11 protein-coding genes are annotated in these 14,563 nt (G+C 71.2%); 9 read left to right on the top strand and 2 right to left on the bottom strand.

The window, feature by feature from the left end; translation table 11 throughout:
* Window positions 1–472 precede the first annotated feature (472 nt).
* The 5 genes from dnaA to ACZ6Q9_RS15415 all read left to right on the top strand — a co-directional run bounded on the left by dnaA (window position 473) and on the right by ACZ6Q9_RS15415 (window position 6,955).
* Window positions 473–2,335 carry a chromosomal replication initiator protein DnaA gene (gene dnaA, locus ACZ6Q9_RS15435; protein WP_393259544.1) on the top strand — a complete coding sequence of 621 codons (1,863 nt, stop codon included), beginning with the start codon at window positions 473–475 and terminating at the stop codon, window positions 2,333–2,335.
* A gap of 789 nt (window positions 2,336–3,124) precedes the next feature.
* Window positions 3,125–4,258, top strand: coding sequence for a DNA polymerase III subunit beta (gene dnaN, locus ACZ6Q9_RS15430; protein WP_393457631.1), 1,134 nt, complete (start codon window positions 3,125–3,127; stop codon window positions 4,256–4,258).
* Window positions 4,259–4,298: 40 nt separating this feature from the next.
* Window positions 4,299–5,171 carry a phosphogluconate dehydrogenase (NAD(+)-dependent, decarboxylating) gene (gene gnd / locus ACZ6Q9_RS15425; protein WP_393259547.1) on the top strand — a complete coding sequence of 291 codons (873 nt, stop codon included), beginning with the start codon at window positions 4,299–4,301 and terminating at the stop codon, window positions 5,169–5,171.
* A 16-nt stretch (window positions 5,172–5,187) separates the two neighbouring features.
* A complete protein-coding gene (recF, locus tag ACZ6Q9_RS15420) occupies window positions 5,188–6,321 on the top strand; it encodes a DNA replication/repair protein RecF (protein WP_393457628.1) in 1,134 nt (377 codons plus the stop codon).
* On the top strand, window positions 6,311–6,955 hold the full coding sequence (locus ACZ6Q9_RS15415) for a DciA family protein (RefSeq protein WP_393259550.1): 645 nt from the start codon (window positions 6,311–6,313) through the stop codon (window positions 6,953–6,955). Before recF ends, ACZ6Q9_RS15415 begins: the two co-directional genes overlap by 11 nt.
* A 27-nt stretch (window positions 6,956–6,982) precedes the next feature.
* Here ACZ6Q9_RS15415 and ACZ6Q9_RS15410 read toward each other — a convergent pair whose 3' ends face one another.
* Entirely contained in the window at window positions 6,983–7,210 is a 228-nt protein-coding gene (locus ACZ6Q9_RS15410; RefSeq protein ID WP_357703840.1) for a hypothetical protein, read from the bottom strand.
* 82 nt (window positions 7,211–7,292) lie between these two features.
* Here ACZ6Q9_RS15410 and ACZ6Q9_RS15405 point away from each other — a divergent pair, with 82 nt between their 5' ends.
* The gene (locus ACZ6Q9_RS15405; RefSeq protein WP_393457624.1) at window positions 7,293–7,808 is read left to right on the top strand and encodes a MarR family winged helix-turn-helix transcriptional regulator; all 516 of its coding nucleotides are present in this window, start codon (window positions 7,293–7,295) and stop codon (window positions 7,806–7,808) included.
* Here ACZ6Q9_RS15405 and ACZ6Q9_RS15400 read toward each other — a convergent pair.
* Window positions 7,793–8,347 (bottom strand): hypothetical protein, encoded by a 555-nt coding sequence (locus ACZ6Q9_RS15400; RefSeq protein ID WP_350677718.1) that lies wholly within the window; start codon window positions 8,345–8,347, stop codon window positions 7,793–7,795. The genes ACZ6Q9_RS15405 and ACZ6Q9_RS15400 overlap by 16 nt on opposite strands.
* Before the next feature lie 507 nt (window positions 8,348–8,854).
* Between ACZ6Q9_RS15400 and gyrB the strand changes: the two genes are divergently transcribed.
* The 3 genes from gyrB to ACZ6Q9_RS15385 all read left to right on the top strand — a co-directional run bounded on the left by gyrB (window position 8,855) and on the right by ACZ6Q9_RS15385 (window position 14,370).
* Window positions 8,855–10,801 (top strand): DNA topoisomerase (ATP-hydrolyzing) subunit B, encoded by a 1,947-nt coding sequence (gyrB, locus tag ACZ6Q9_RS15395; protein WP_357450208.1) that lies wholly within the window; start codon window positions 8,855–8,857, stop codon window positions 10,799–10,801.
* A gap of 130 nt (window positions 10,802–10,931) precedes the next feature.
* Window positions 10,932–13,451: a DNA gyrase subunit A gene (gene gyrA, locus ACZ6Q9_RS15390; protein ID WP_393259557.1), complete on the top strand. Its 2,520-nt coding sequence runs from the start codon at window positions 10,932–10,934 to the stop codon at window positions 13,449–13,451.
* A 4-nt stretch (window positions 13,452–13,455) separates the two neighbouring features.
* Complete coding sequence (locus tag ACZ6Q9_RS15385) at window positions 13,456–14,370, top strand: DUF3566 domain-containing protein (protein WP_393259559.1); 915 nt, start codon at window positions 13,456–13,458, stop codon at window positions 14,368–14,370.
* The last annotated feature ends 193 nt before the right edge of the window (window positions 14,371–14,563 follow it).

The following is a 14,563-nucleotide window of genomic DNA, read 5'->3' as shown; positions in this document are numbered from 1 at the left end:
GAGGGCGAGAGAGCAGCCGATCCAGCCTACGCAGGCGGGCAACCACCGTCAAACACGCTCACCAGGGCGGACACCGGCGCTCCGCCCACGACCGAAGCGGCGGTTTTCGCTGATGTTGCCAAGGGTCGCCGCGCGTCGGCGGTTGATGGCGCGCGGACAACGCTGTTACCGTGCCCGATTGCGGTCAGCGTCGAAAGGTCCGGTCGTCGCTGGCGGGCAAGACCGGACAAGGCAGTGAATCGTTCGGCACGGTGAACCCGCTTCAAGCGCCCGTTCAGGCAGGGGGCAGGTCCGACCCGCATCCGGCGGGCGGCCACAATCGGTACGTACACAGGCTGTGGATAACTTGTGGACGAGGACCGGTCGGCCGTCCGGGTGGGTGTCGTTCCGCCCGTGAACGCGGCGGGCCCGGGGCGACCGACCGGAGAAGACGGCGGCGTCGGCGGAGCAGAGGCGAGGGGGTGGCACGACGGTGACCGGCACGACCGACCTTGCCGCGGTGTGGACGGCGACGACCGACGAGCTCGCCGATGAGATCATCTCCGCGCAGCAGCGGGCGTATCTGCGGCTGACCCGGCTGCGGGCCATCGTCGAGGACACCGCGCTGCTCTCCGTCCCGGACGCCTTCACCCGGGACGTGATCGAGTCCCGGCTGCGCCCGGCGATCACCGAGGCGCTCACCCGCCGGCTGGGCCGGCCGATCCAGGTCGCGGTGACCGTACGCGTGCCCGACGACAGCTCCGGCCGCCCGGCGGGCACCGTCTACCGCAGCGCCCCCGAGCCGCTGGACCACGACGGCGGTGGGCCGCGCGACTTCGGCGACGGGCCGGTGGCGTTCGACGGCGCGGCGGTGGGCCTGCTGGACGGCGCGGCCCTCGACCCCGGGCAGCAACCGCCGCTCATCCCCGAGCAGGCGCACCCGGAGCGGCGGCCGGACGGCCCGGTCCCGGCCGCCCGGCCGGTCGACGACGGGCTCCGGCCCGGCTTGGACGACCGGGACGGCCAGGAGGCCCTGTTCAGCACGGCGTTCGCCGAGCCGCCGCGGCCCGACCGGACGGCACCGGCCCGGCGCGCGCCCGACCGACGCGGCTTCGACGAGCAGGCCGCCCGGCTGGACCCGCCGACCGCGGACACCCGGGGGTTCGAGCCGCGTTACCGCGAGGACGCCGTCTCCCCCCGGGACCAGCACGTGATCCGGGCGCTGCCCCGGGACACCGGCACCGACAGCGGGCCGGGTCGGGGTGGCGTGGATCACCGTCCCGGCGGCCGGGACGACCGGCGGCTGCCCGGCGGGGTCGAGGGCGGCGGCAACCGGCTCAACCCGAAGTACATGTTCGAGACGTTCGTCATCGGCTCGTCCAACCGCTTCGCCCACGCGGCGAGCGTCGCGGTGGCGGAGTCGCCGGCGAAGGCGTACAACCCGCTGTTCATCTACGGCAGCTCGGGGCTGGGCAAGACGCACCTGCTGCACGCCATCGGGCACTACGCCACGACGCTGGGCAACGCCCGCTCGGTCCGGTACGTCTCGACCGAGGAGTTCACCAACGACTTCATCAACTCGCTCCGGGACGACAAGACCAGCGCGTTCCAGCGGCGCTACCGCGACGTCGACATCCTGCTGATCGACGACATCCAGTTCCTGGAGACCCGCGAGCGCACCCAGGAGGAGTTCTTCCACACCTTCAACACCCTGCACAACGCCAACAAGCAGATCGTGATCACCTCCGACCGGTCGCCGAAGCAGCTCGCCACCCTGGAGGACCGGCTGCGTACCCGGTTCGAGTGGGGGCTGCTCGCCGACATCCAGCCGCCGGACCTGGAGACCCGGATCGCGATCCTGCAGAAGAAGGCGGCGCAGGAGCGCCTCTACGCCCCGCCGGACGTGCTGGAGTTCATCGCCTCGCGGGTGTCGAACTCGATCCGGGAGCTGGAGGGCGCGCTGATCCGGGTGACGGCGTTCGCCAGCCTGACCCGGTCCACGGTCGAGCTGTCGCTGGCCGAGGAGGTGCTGCGGGACTTCATCCCCGACGGCGCCGGGCCGGAGATCACCGCCGACCAGATCATGGTCTCCACCTCCGAGTACTTCGGCGTCAGCCTGGAGGACCTGCGCGGGCACTCCCGCTCCCGGGTGCTGGTGAACGCCCGCCAGGTGGCCATGTACCTGTGCCGGGAACTGACCGACCTGTCGCTGCCCCGGATCGGGCAGGCGTTCGGCGGACGGGACCACACCACCGTCATGCACGCCGACCGCAAGATCCGCCAGCAGATGGCCGAGCGCCGCTCGCTCTACAACCAGATCGCCGAGCTGACGAACCGGATCAAGCAGAACACCTGACGCGTACGCCCAACCGTCACGCGCGGTGGGCGAGAAGTGACGGAAACGCCCGGCCGGACCACCGGCCGGGCGTTTCCGTCTCTCCACAGCCGGCCCGGGCTTGACCCTCGACATGGTGGAGACCACACCATCGAAGCCGTGTCCGTCCACCGCCCGGATCGTTGTCCACAGCTCGTTGTCCACCGCCTGTGGATAACTACCGTCCGCACAATCCTCGGTTACCCACAGGTTGTGGAGAAACCCTGGGGACGACGCTGTGGACGCCTGGGGACAACGTCGTCGTTGTCCACCGACGACGGTCCGCCTGTGGGCAAGCTGTTGAAGGTTCTGGGGATGACGCCCGTCGAGCCGGTTCCGTCTGTCCACAGGACTGGGGAGAAAGTCCGTGGATTACCGGTGGACAACCGGTGGACAACGGTGGAAAACCTGGGGGCAGTCGCCGCCTGTGGATCGCGACACGGGTTGTACCCCTGGTTCTCCACAGCCAACCCACCGGTGGATAACGTGTCTGACCTGCGCAGACGGCGGTTCTCCACAGTTTGCACAGGTGCGATGAAGATGACGGGTTATCTCTTCTAAGACAACAAAAACCAATCACCACCGTTGGACTTCCTGTGGATTGGCCGGACCCGCCGTGGGCGGGCCTCCGGCACCGGGAAGTCCACGGGGTCGGGCGCACAGCCGATGCCCGCGCGCCCTAAGGTGCGATGGGTACCCGCACGGACAGGCGGGTCGGTAGGCAGCGGTCGGCATGAGAGAGTTGTCGCTGACGTCGACGCGGAGGCATTGATGAAGTTCCGAGTGGAGCGCGACGCGCTCGCCGAGGCCGTGGCCTGGACCGCGAAGAGCCTGCCCAACCGGCCGTCCGTGCCGGTGCTCGCGGGCGTGATGCTGCGCGTCACCGACGGGAACCTGCAGGTCTCCGGCTTCGACTACGAGGTCTCCAGCCAGGTGACCGTCGAGGTCCAGGGGGACGCCGACGGGGCCGCCCTGGTTTCCGGCCGGCTGCTTGCCGAGATCACCAAGGCGCTGCCGGCCAAGCCGGTGGACATCGCCGCCGTCGGGGCACACCTCGAACTGGTCTGCGGCAGCGCCCGGTTCACCCTGCCCACCATGCCGGTCGAGGACTACCCGTCCCTGCCGGAGATGCCGGAGAGCGCCGGCACCGTCGACGCGGCCGCCTTCGCCGCCGCCGTCGCCCAGGTCGCCGTCGCCGCCGGCCGCGACGAGACGCTGCCGATGATGACCGGCGTACGCATCGAACTCTCCGGCGGCACGCTGGCCATGCTCGCCACCGACCGCTACCGGCTGGCCCTGCGCGAGATGGAGTGGAACCCGGACGACCCCGAGGTCAGCATCAACGCCCTCGTGCCGGCCCGGACGCTGCACGACACCGCCAAGGCCCTCGGCCCGCTCGGCGGCCAGGTCACCATGGCGCTCTCCCAGGGCGCGGCCGGCGAGGGGATGATCGGCTTCGCCGGCGGCACCCGGCGCACCACCAGCCGGTTGCTCGACGGCGCGAACTACCCGCCGGTGCGCTCGCTCTTCCCGGCCGCCCACAACGCCGAGGCCCGGGTGCCCGTCAGCACCCTGATCGAGGTCGTCAAGCGGGTCGCCCTGGTGGCCGAGCGGACGACCCCAGTGCTGCTCAGCTTCAGCGCCGACGGCCTGGTGGTCGAGGCCGGCGGCACCGAGGAGGCGCGGGCCAGCGAGGCCATGGAGGCCACCTTCACCGGCGACCCGCTCACCATCGGTTTCAACCCGCAGTACCTGATCGACGGCCTCGCCAACCTGGGGGCCCAGTTCGCCGTGCTCTCGTTCGTCGACGCCTTCAAGCCCGCGGTGATTTCGCCCGCCGGCGAGGATGGCGAGGTCGTCCCGGGGTACCGCTACCTCATCATGCCGATCCGCGTCTCCCGCTGATCGCGCCCGAGAAGACCCCGACGCACGGAGGTAGGAACACATGCAGCTCGGCCTGGTAGGGCTCGGCCGGATGGGCGGCAACATGCGCGAGCGGTTGCGCGCCGCCGGGCACGAGGTGGTCGGCTTCGACCACAACGCGGAGCTGAGCGACGTCGCGACCCTGGCGGAGCTGGCGGAGAAGCTGGAGTCGCCGCGCGCGGTCTGGGTCATGGTCCCCGCCGGTGTCACCGACGCGACCATCGACGAGCTCGCCGGCGTCCTCGGCGAGGGCGACATCATCATCGACGGCGGCAACTCGCGGTTCAGCGACGACGCGCCGCGCGCCGAGCGGCTCAACGAGCAGGGCATCGGTTACCTCGACGCCGGCGTCTCCGGCGGCGTCTGGGGCCGGCAGAACGGCTATGCGCTGATGGTCGGCGGCGCCCGGGAGCACGTCGACCGGCTCATGCCGATCTTCGAGTCGCTGAAGCCGGAGGGCGAGTTCGGCTTCGTGCACGCCGGGCCGGTCGGCGCCGGGCACTACGCCAAGATGGTGCACAACGGCATCGAGTACGGCCTGATGCACGCCTACGCCGAGGGCTACGAGCTGCTGGCGAAGTCCGAGCTGGTCACCAACGTGCCGGGGGTGTTCAAGTCCTGGCGCGAGGGCACCGTGGTGCGCTCCTGGCTGCTCGACCTGCTCGACCGGGCCCTCGACGAGGACCCGGAGCTGGCCGAGCTGAGCGGCTACACGGAGGACACCGGCGAGGGCCGGTGGACGGTCGACGAGGCGGTCCGGCTCGCCGTGCCGCTGAACGTGATCACCGCCTCGCTCTTCGCCCGGTTCGCCTCCCGGCAGGACGACTCGCCGGCCATGAAGGCCGTCGCCGCGCTGCGCCAGCAGTTCGGCGGGCACGCCGTCCGCAAGCGCTGACCGGTATCCACAGGCTGTGTACGTCCGCCGGCTCGAACTGGTCGACTTCCGCTCGTACGAGCGGGTCGGCGTGGACCTGGAGCCGGGGGCGAACGTCCTGATCGGCGCCAACGGCGTCGGCAAGACGAACCTCGTCGAGGCGCTGGGCTACGTGGCGACCCTGGATTCGCACCGGGTCGCCACGGACGCCCCCCTCGTCCGGATGGGCGCCGCCTCGGCGGTGATCCGCTGCGCCGTGGTGCACGAGGGACGCGAGCTGCTGGTCGAGCTGGAGATCGTGCCGGGCAAGGCCAACCGGGCGCGGCTGGGCCGCTCCCCGGCCCGCCGGGCGCGGGACGTGCTCGGCGCGCTGCGGCTCGTGCTGTTCGCCCCGGAGGACCTGGAGCTCGTCCGGGGCGACCCGGCGGAGCGCCGCCGCTACCTCGACGACCTGCTGGTCAGCCGCCAGCCCCGCTACGCCGGGGTGCGCGCCGACTACGAGCGGGTGGTCAAGCAGCGCAACGCCCTGCTGCGCACGGCGTACCTCGCCCGCAAGACGGGCGGGTCGCGGGGCGGGGACCTGTCGACCCTGGCGGTCTGGGACACCCATCTGGCCCGGCACGGCGCGGAGCTGCTCGCCGGCCGGCTGGAGCTGGTCGCCGCGCTCACCCCGCACGTGGCCAAGGCGTACGACGCGGTGGCGGCGGGCCGGGGGGCGGCCGGGATCGCGTACCGGCCCTCCGTGGAACTGGCGGAGCCGACCACCGACCGGGAGACGCTGGCGGCGGCGCTGACCGCCGCGCTCGCCGAGGCCCGCACCGCCGAGGTCGACCGAGGCACCACGCTGGTCGGCCCGCACCGCGACGAGCTGGCGCTGACCCTTGGCCCGTTGCCCGCCAAGGGGTACGCCAGCCATGGCGAGTCGTGGTCGTACGCGCTGGCGCTGCGGCTGGCCGGGTACGACCTGCTCCGCTCCGACGGCATCGAGCCGGTGCTGGTGCTCGACGACGTCTTCGCCGAGCTGGACGCCGGGCGGCGGGAGCGGCTGGCCGGGCTGGTCGGCGGGGCGAGCCAGCTGTTGGTGACCTGCGCGGTCGACGACGACGTGCCGGCGTCCCTGCGCGGCACCCGGTACGCCGTCGGCGACGGGACGGTGCGCCGTGTCGGATGAGCAGCTGCCCCCCGCCCGCCTGGGCCCGGGGCGTGGCGGGCCGGCCGGCGGCGACTCCGGCAGGACGACGGGTGATCCCGGCGGCGCGGCGGGCGGCGGGGACGCGTCGGCCGGCGCCAGCGGGCCGGAGCTGGCCCGGGCGGTGCTCGACGCGGCCAGGGCCCGGCGGGAGGCGGCGGCGCGCACGCGCCGGCGTGCCCCCGGCGGTGGCGCGGGTGGCGACGGCGACGGCGGCCCGCAGCGTCGCCTGCGCGGCTACTCGGGCCCGGGGCCGGACCCGCGGGACCCGCAGCCCCTCGGCGCGGTGCTCAACCGGCTGGTGAAGGCGCGCGGCTGGCAGCAGCCGGCGGCGGAGGCGACCGTGTTCGGCGCCTGGGAGCGGGTGGTGGGCCCGGAGGTGGCCCAGCACAGCCGGCCGGTCAAGCTGGAGGACGGCGAGCTGACCGTGGAGGCCCGGTCGACCGCCTGGGCCACCCAGCTTCGGCTGCTGGCCGGCTCACTGCTCCAGCAGATCGCCCGCGAGGTCGGTCACAACGTGGTGCGCAAGCTGCACATCCACGGCCCCGCCGCGCCCTCCTGGTCGAAGGGCCCCCGCCGGGTACGCGGACGCGGCCCCCGGGACACCTACGGCTGACGGTCGGGGGACCGCCACGGCTGACGGTCAGTGACCGCCGCGCCGGGCCTCCCGCTCGGCGCGCTTGCGCTCCCGCTGCTCGCGGCTCCACTGCTTGCGGCGCTCCAGGTCCTGCTTCCAGGCCTCGCGGGCCTCGTTGGAGCCACCCTGCACGGCGCCCTGCACCTCCGGCGGGCCGGCCCAGCGCCGGAAGGCCCACGCCATCAGCCAGCCACCCTCGCCAGAGCCCTTCGGAGCCGGCTTCTCGTCGCTCATCGACTGACCCTTCCGTTAGCGCGCAAATAATTAGTACCCCAACCATTGGTACGATACCAACGACGACGAGGAGGTCCAGCCCGTGCCCGACGATTTCGACGGGAATCCCCTGGCACTGGAGCAGCAGGTGTGCTTCGCGCTCTCCGTCGCCGCGCGCGGCGTGGTCGCGGTCTACCGGCCGCTGCTGGAGCCGATGGGGCTGACCCATCCGCAATACCTGGTGATGCTTGCCCTGTGGCAGTACGCGCCACTGTCCGTACGCGACCTCAGCCGCCTGTTGCAGCTCGACCCGGGCACGCTGTCGCCCCTGCTCAAGCGCCTGGAGGCGAATGGCTACGTCCGGCGGGAGCGCGACCCCGCCGACGAGCGCAGCCTCGCGGTGACGCTGACCCCGACCGGCGAGGCCCTGCGGGAGCGCGCGGAGCAGATCCCGCCCGCGATCGTCGAGCGGCTGGGCCTGCCGATCGCGGACCTGCGTCACCTGCACACCGTGCTGACCCGGGTCATCACCGCCGCCAACCGCGCCGGCGCCGCGGCCCCGCCCGACCCGCGTGGGTCGGGTGGGTCGGGTGGGGCGCCGGGTCAGGCGTCGGCGTAGACGGCGAAGCCGCGGTCGGCGCAGCGCCGGTAGAAGGCGGCCAGCACGCTCAGCTCGGCACAGGTGAAGTTCCACTGCGGCGGCGCGCCGCTCTCGTCGCGCAGCGCGTCCAGCCGGCTGTCGAGCCAGCGCAACTGCTGCTCGGCCAGCCGCCCGTCGGCGAGCAGCGACCGCAGCACCTGGCTCACCGAGTCGAAGGTCACCGCCTCGCCGTGCGGGCGGTGGCCCGCCACGAACCGCTCGATGCCGCCGGCGATCCAGGCGCAGCCGTCCGGGTCGATCACCGGGTCCTCGTCCTCGGCGGCGGCGTCGGTGGCGTAGAGCACACCTTCGAGCCCGAGCAACAGGTCCACCAGCTCGGTGTACGCGGTGGCCCGGACGGTGCCGGTCTTGGCGATCAGCTCGGCGAGCGCCGCCGTCGGCGCGGAGATGCGCGGCATGTCGACGATGTCGCCGAAGTCGACGAACTCCGCCGGCGCGACCGGGTCGTAGAAGCGGCCGGTCCGCGGCCACTGCACCGCGACGTTGTCCAGCCCCATCTGGTGTCACCTCTTAATGAGCGTGTGTCGGTTCGATCGGGTCGATCGTCCGGTTCCGGCAGGAAAAGATCAAGGCCGGGCCGTCGGCGCGGCGGGGCGGGTCTCTCCTGGCCACCGGCCGACACCGATCGTCGGCCGGTCGCGCCCCCGATCGGGCCCTGGCGTGTAGGGGGAGTCGCGGGCGGCGCGGTTCGGCCGGCTACGTCGGTCTGAGACGCCTCGCAGGGGTGCCGAGTGGTGGTTCTGTCGCTGCCGCACAGTAAGATTGACCCCGAGACGAAGACCCGGTGCGGAGCGACGAGACACGGGCCCGGTGCGGGGCCCGCGATCATTCTCCATGCCGGTTCGAGCCGATCGCGATCCGCGGGCAACCGCGGCGACCGGCGCGTTCGACCCGTACCCCGGAATTGTCCCCGGTGCCGGTCCGCGTGCCGACGTCGCGTCCTGTCCGCCGAACCCGCGCCCGACGCGCCACCAGGCGCGGACGGCGCGAGAAAGTGGCCGAGGGTGGCAGCGCAGGACAAGCAGGAGTACGGCGCAGAGTCGATCACCGTTCTCGAGGGTCTGGAGGCGGTCCGCAAGCGGCCCGGTATGTACATCGGGTCGACCGGCGAGCGTGGTCTGCACCACCTGGTGTGGGAGGTCGTCGACAACGCGGTGGACGAGGCGCTGGCCGGGCACTGCGACACCATCGACGTGGTGCTGCTCGCCGACGGCGGGGTCCGGGTCACCGACAACGGCCGGGGCTTCCCGGTGGACCTGCACCCGAAGCTGAAGAAGCCGGGTGTCGAGGTGGCGCTGACGGTGCTGCACGCGGGCGGCAAGTTCGACGGCAAGGCGTACGCGGTCTCCGGCGGTCTGCACGGCGTGGGCGTCTCCGTGGTGAACGCCCTCTCCACGAAGATGGCGGTGGAGATCCACAAGTCCGGCTTCGTCTGGCGGCAGCAGTACCACAACTCCAAGCCGACGCCGCTGGAGAAGGGCGAGACGACGGACCGGACGGGCTCCGCGGTCGCCTTCTGGCCCGACGCGGACGTGTTCGAGACGGTCGACTTCGACTTCCAGACCATCTACCGGCGGCTCCAGGAGATGGCCTTCCTCACCCGCGGCCTCACCATCCACCTGCTCGACGAGCGGGTTCCGGAGGGCGAGGAAGGCAAGATCCGCGAGGTCACCTTCCGCTACGAGGGCGGCATCGCGGACTTCGTCCGGCACCTCAACGCCTCGAAGAACCCGATCCACCGGACGGTGGTCGAGTTCGGCGCCGAGGAGGAGGGCATGTCGGTCGAGATCGCCATGCAGTGGAACGAGTCGTACGGCGAGTCGGTCTACACCTTCGCCAACAACATCAACACCCACGAGGGCGGCACCCACGAGGAGGGCTTCCGGGCCGCGCTGACCAGCGTCGTCAACCGGTACGGCGCGGAGAAGAAGCTGCTCAAGGGCGACGAGAAGCTTTCCGGCGAGGACATCCGCGAGGGCCTGGCCGCGATCATCTCGGTCAAGCTCACCAACCCGCAGTTCGAGGGTCAGACCAAGACCAAGCTCGGCAACACCCCGGTGAAGAGCTTCGTGCAGCGGGTCTGCAACGAGTGGCTGGTGGACTGGTTCGACCGGAATCCGGCCGAGGCGAAGATCATCATCCAGAAGGCGTCCCAGGCCGCCCGGGCCCGGATCGCCGCCCAGCAGGCGCGCAAGCTGGCCCGGCGCAAGTCGCTGCTGGAGTCCGGCTCGATGCCCGGCAAGCTGGCCGACTGCCAGTCGACCGATCCGCGCGAGTCCGAGGTCTTCATCGTTGAGGGTGACTCGGCCGGCGGTTCGGCCAAGCAGGGCCGCGACCCGCGCACCCAGGCGATCCTGCCGATCCGCGGCAAGATCCTCAACGTGGAGAAGGCCCGGATCGACCGGGTGCTGAAGAACAACGAGGTCCAGGCGCTGATCACCGCGCTGGGCACCGGCATCCACGACGACTTCGACATCGAGAAGCTGCGCTACCACAAGATCGTGCTGATGGCCGACGCGGACGTCGACGGCCAGCACATCCAGACGCTGCTGCTCACCCTGCTCTTCCGCTTCATGCGCCCGCTGGTCGAGCTGGGGCACGTCTACCTGGCCGCCCCGCCGCTCTACAAGATCAAGTGGAACAAGCGGGGCGACGACGCGCAGTACGCGTACTCGGACCGGGAGCGGGACGGGCTGATCGCGCTGCGCCAGCAGAAGAAGCCGAACGCGAAACCGGACGACATCCAGCGGTTCAAGGGTCTCGGCGAGATGAACTACCCGGAGCTGTGGGAGACCACGATGAACCCGGCGACGCGTACGCTGCGTCAGGTCACGCTCGACGACGCGGCAACCGCCGACGAGTTGTTCAGCGTGCTGATGGGTGAGGACGTCGAGGCGCGCCGCTCGTTCATCCAGCGCAACGCCAAGGACGTCCGGTTCCTGGACATCTGACGGGGCTCGCCGGGCCGACCGGTCATCCACCGGGCGGCCCGGCGATCCACAGAGTTATCCACAGCATGGCCGGTTTCCACAGCCGTTATCCACAGCACGAAAACGACTCTGAGTCTGATAAGGGTTAACAGTGACCGATATCCCCGAGTCCACACCGAACGAGCCCGAGGTTCCCGAGACGGTCGGCGCCGTCGTCGCGCACGACCGCATCGAACCGGTCGGGCTCGAGGTGGAGATGCAGCGCTCCTACCTCGACTACGCGATGAGCGTCATCGTCGGGCGGGCGTTGCCGGACGTCCGGGACGGGCTCAAGCCGGTCCACCGCAAGATCCTCTACGCCATGTTCGACTCCGGCTACCGCCCGGACCGCGGCTACGTGAAGTGCTCCCGCGTCGTCGGCGACGTGATGGGTCAGTTCCACCCGCACGGCGACTCGGCGATCTACGACGCCCTGGTCCGGATGGCGCAGCCCTGGTCGCTGCGCTACCCGCTGGTCGACGGCAACGGCAACTTCGGCTCGCCCGGCAACGACCCGGCCGCCGCGATGCGGTACACGGAGTGCAAGCTCGACCCGCTGGCGATGGAGATGCTGCGGGACATCGACGAGGACACCGTCGACCTGCAGGACAACTACGACGGCCGGGCCAAGGAGCCCACCATCCTGCCGTCGCGGATCCCCAACCTGCTGGTCAACGGCTCCGAGGGCATCGCGGTCGGCATGGCCACCAAGATCCCGCCGCACAACCTGCGTGAGATCGGCGCGGCGGTGCAGTGGTGCCTGGAGCACCCGGACGAGGACGAGGCCACCACCCTCGACGCGCTGCTGGACATCGTCAAGGGCCCCGACTTCCCCACCCACGGCCTGATCGTCGGCACCCAGGCGATCCAGGACGCCTACCGCACCGGGCGCGGGTCGATCCGGATGCGCGCTGTGGTGGAGGTCGAGGAGGACAAGCGGGGCCGCCCCTGCCTGGTGGTCAGCGAGCTGCCCTACCAGGTCAACCCGGACAACCTCGCCGAGCGGATCGCCGAGCTGATCAAGGAGGGCAAGCTCGCCGGCATCGCCGACATCCGCGACGAGTCCTCCGGGCGTACGGGCATGCGGATCGTGCTCGTGCTCAAGCGCGACGCCGTCGCCAAGGTGGTGCTGAACAACCTCTACAAGCACACCCAGCTCCAGGAGACCTTCGGCGCCAACATGCTGGCGCTGGTCGACGGTGTGCCGCGCACGCTCAACCTCGCCCAGTTCATCCGCTACTACGTCGACCACCAGATCGACGTGATCCGCCGGCGGACGGCGTTCCGGCTGCGTAAGGCCGAGGAGCGGGCGCACATCCTGCGCGGCCTGTCCAAGGCGCTGGACGCCCTCGACGAGGTGATCGCCCTGATCCGGCGCTCGCCCACGGTGGAGGACGCCCGACAGGGCCTGATCCGGCTGCTGGAGATCGACGAGATCCAGGCGACCGCGATCCTGGACATGCAGCTGCGCCGGCTCGCCGCGCTGGAACGCCAGCGGATCCTGGACGACCTGGCCAAGCTGGAGCTGGAGATCGCCGACCTCAAGGACATCCTCGCCAAGCCCGAGCGGCAGCGGAAGATCGTCTCCGAGGAGCTCGGCGAGATCGTCGCCAAGTGGGGCGACGACCGGCGGACGAAGATCGTGCCGTTCGAGGGCGAGGTCTCGATGGAGGACCTCATCGCCCGCGAGGACGTGGTCGTCACCATCACCCGCACCGGCTACGCCAAGCGGACCAAGGTCGACCTCTACCGCTCCCAGCGGCGCGGCGGCAAGGGCGTCAGCGGGGCGACGCTGCGGCAGGACGACATCGTCAGCCACTTCTTCGTCTGCTCGACCCACGACTGGATCCTGTTCTTCACCAACAAGGGTCGGGTCTACCGGGCCAAGGCGTACGAGCTGCCCGAGGCCAGTAGGGTGGCCAAGGGCCAGCACGTGGCGAACCTGCTCGCGTTCCAGGCCGACGAGCAGATCGCGCAGATCATCGAGATCCCGAACTACCAGGTGGCTCCCTACCTGGTGCTCGCCACGAAGAACGGCCTGGTGAAGAAGACGAGGCTCGAGGAGTTCGACTCCCCCCGGTCCGGCGGCATCATCGCGATCAACCTGCGCGACGAGGACGAGCTGGTCGGGGCGGCGCTGGTCGCCCCGGAGGAGGACCTGCTGCTGGTCTCCAAGAACGCGCAGGCGATCCGGTTCAACGCGAGCGACGAGGCGCTCCGCCCGATGGGTCGGGCCACCTCGGGCGTGATCGGCATGCGCTTCAGCGAGGACGACGTCCTGCTGGCCATGGAGGTGGTCCGCGAGGGGCTGGACGTCCTGGTGGCCACGAACGGGGGTTACGCGAAACGTACCCCGATCGAGGAATACCCGGTCCAGGGCCGGGGAGGTAAGGGCGTGCTGACTGCGAAGATCACGGAGCGCCGTGGTGGTCTGGTCGGCGCGGTGGTGATCGACCCGGACGACGAGCTGTTCGCGATCACCAGCAACGGTGGTGTCATTCGGACTCCGGTGAAGCCTGTACGCCGTACGCGTGATCGGAACACAATGGGGGTCAAGCTGATGGACCTTCCGGACGGCGTGACTATCGTGGCGATTGCTCGCAATGCCGACGAGCCTGACGAACAGGACTAGTTGAATGACGGAGACACAGGCGAAGTCGGGGAACACGGGGACCTCGGCCAACCCGGTCGACGAGGAGGCCGCCAAGAGCGGCACACCAGCGACCGGCCGCGCGGCCGTGGGCCGGGCGACTGTCCCCGCCGATGCGCCTGCCCCGAAATTCACCCGGGCCCCCGGCATGACACCGCCGCCGGACAAGCCCTCCGAGGACGCGGACGCGGCGGACAGGACCGAGACGGTGGGGGTCGACAAGCCGGCCCCCGCCGCCAAGCCGACCGCCGCCAACCCGACGACGACCCAGCCGCTCACAGTCGGCGCCGGCCAGCCGACCGGCGCCACCGGCACACAGCCGAGGGTCACGGGCACTGCCACCGGCACCCAGCCCCGTGTCACCGGCACGGCCAAGCCGCAGCCGGACGGTGGCCGGCCGACCGGCGCCGGCCGACCGGCCAACGGCGGCGGCCTGCCGCCGGGCATCAGCGGCGCGGCCGCCGTCGGGGCCGCGCGCGTGGGCGAGGCGGTACGCGCAGCGCGTACGTCGGTCAGCTCGGCCGCGTCGCGCGGACCGCGCCGGGCCCGGCTGAACCTCAAGCGGATCGACCCCTGGTCCGTGATGAAGTTCGCCTTCGCCGTCTCGGTGGTGCTCTTCATCGTCGTGGTGGTGGCCACCTCGGTGCTCTACCTGGCCCTCGACGCGATGGGCGTGTTCACCAGCGTCAACGACAGCCTGACCGACCTGGTCAGCGCGGGCGGCGGCCAGAGCACCAGCGGCTTCCAGATCACCGCCAAGGGCGTGATCCTCAGCTCGGCGCTGATCGGCCTGGTCAACGTCGTGCTGTTCACGGCGCTCGCCACGCTCGGGGCGTTCGTCTACAACGTCTGCGCCGACCTGGTCGGGGGCATCGAGCTGACCCTCGCCGAGCGCGACTGATCCACCTCGGTAGCCGGGGCACCGCCGATGCGCGGAGCCCCGGCTTCCGTGCGTCGGGGAGCAGGCGCCGGGCGCGTCGTGCCGCGTGGCCGGGCGAAATCGCCTGGGCCGGGCGCGGCGCCTCCGGTAGGTTCAGGGGCGACGGCGACACCCGATGTCCGGGCGGCCCCCGATTTGGGGCCGGGCGGGCGGA

The organism is Micromonospora sp. NPDC049139 (genome assembly GCF_055586845.1).
This window is presented reverse-complemented; position numbering and strand designations above follow the sequence as displayed.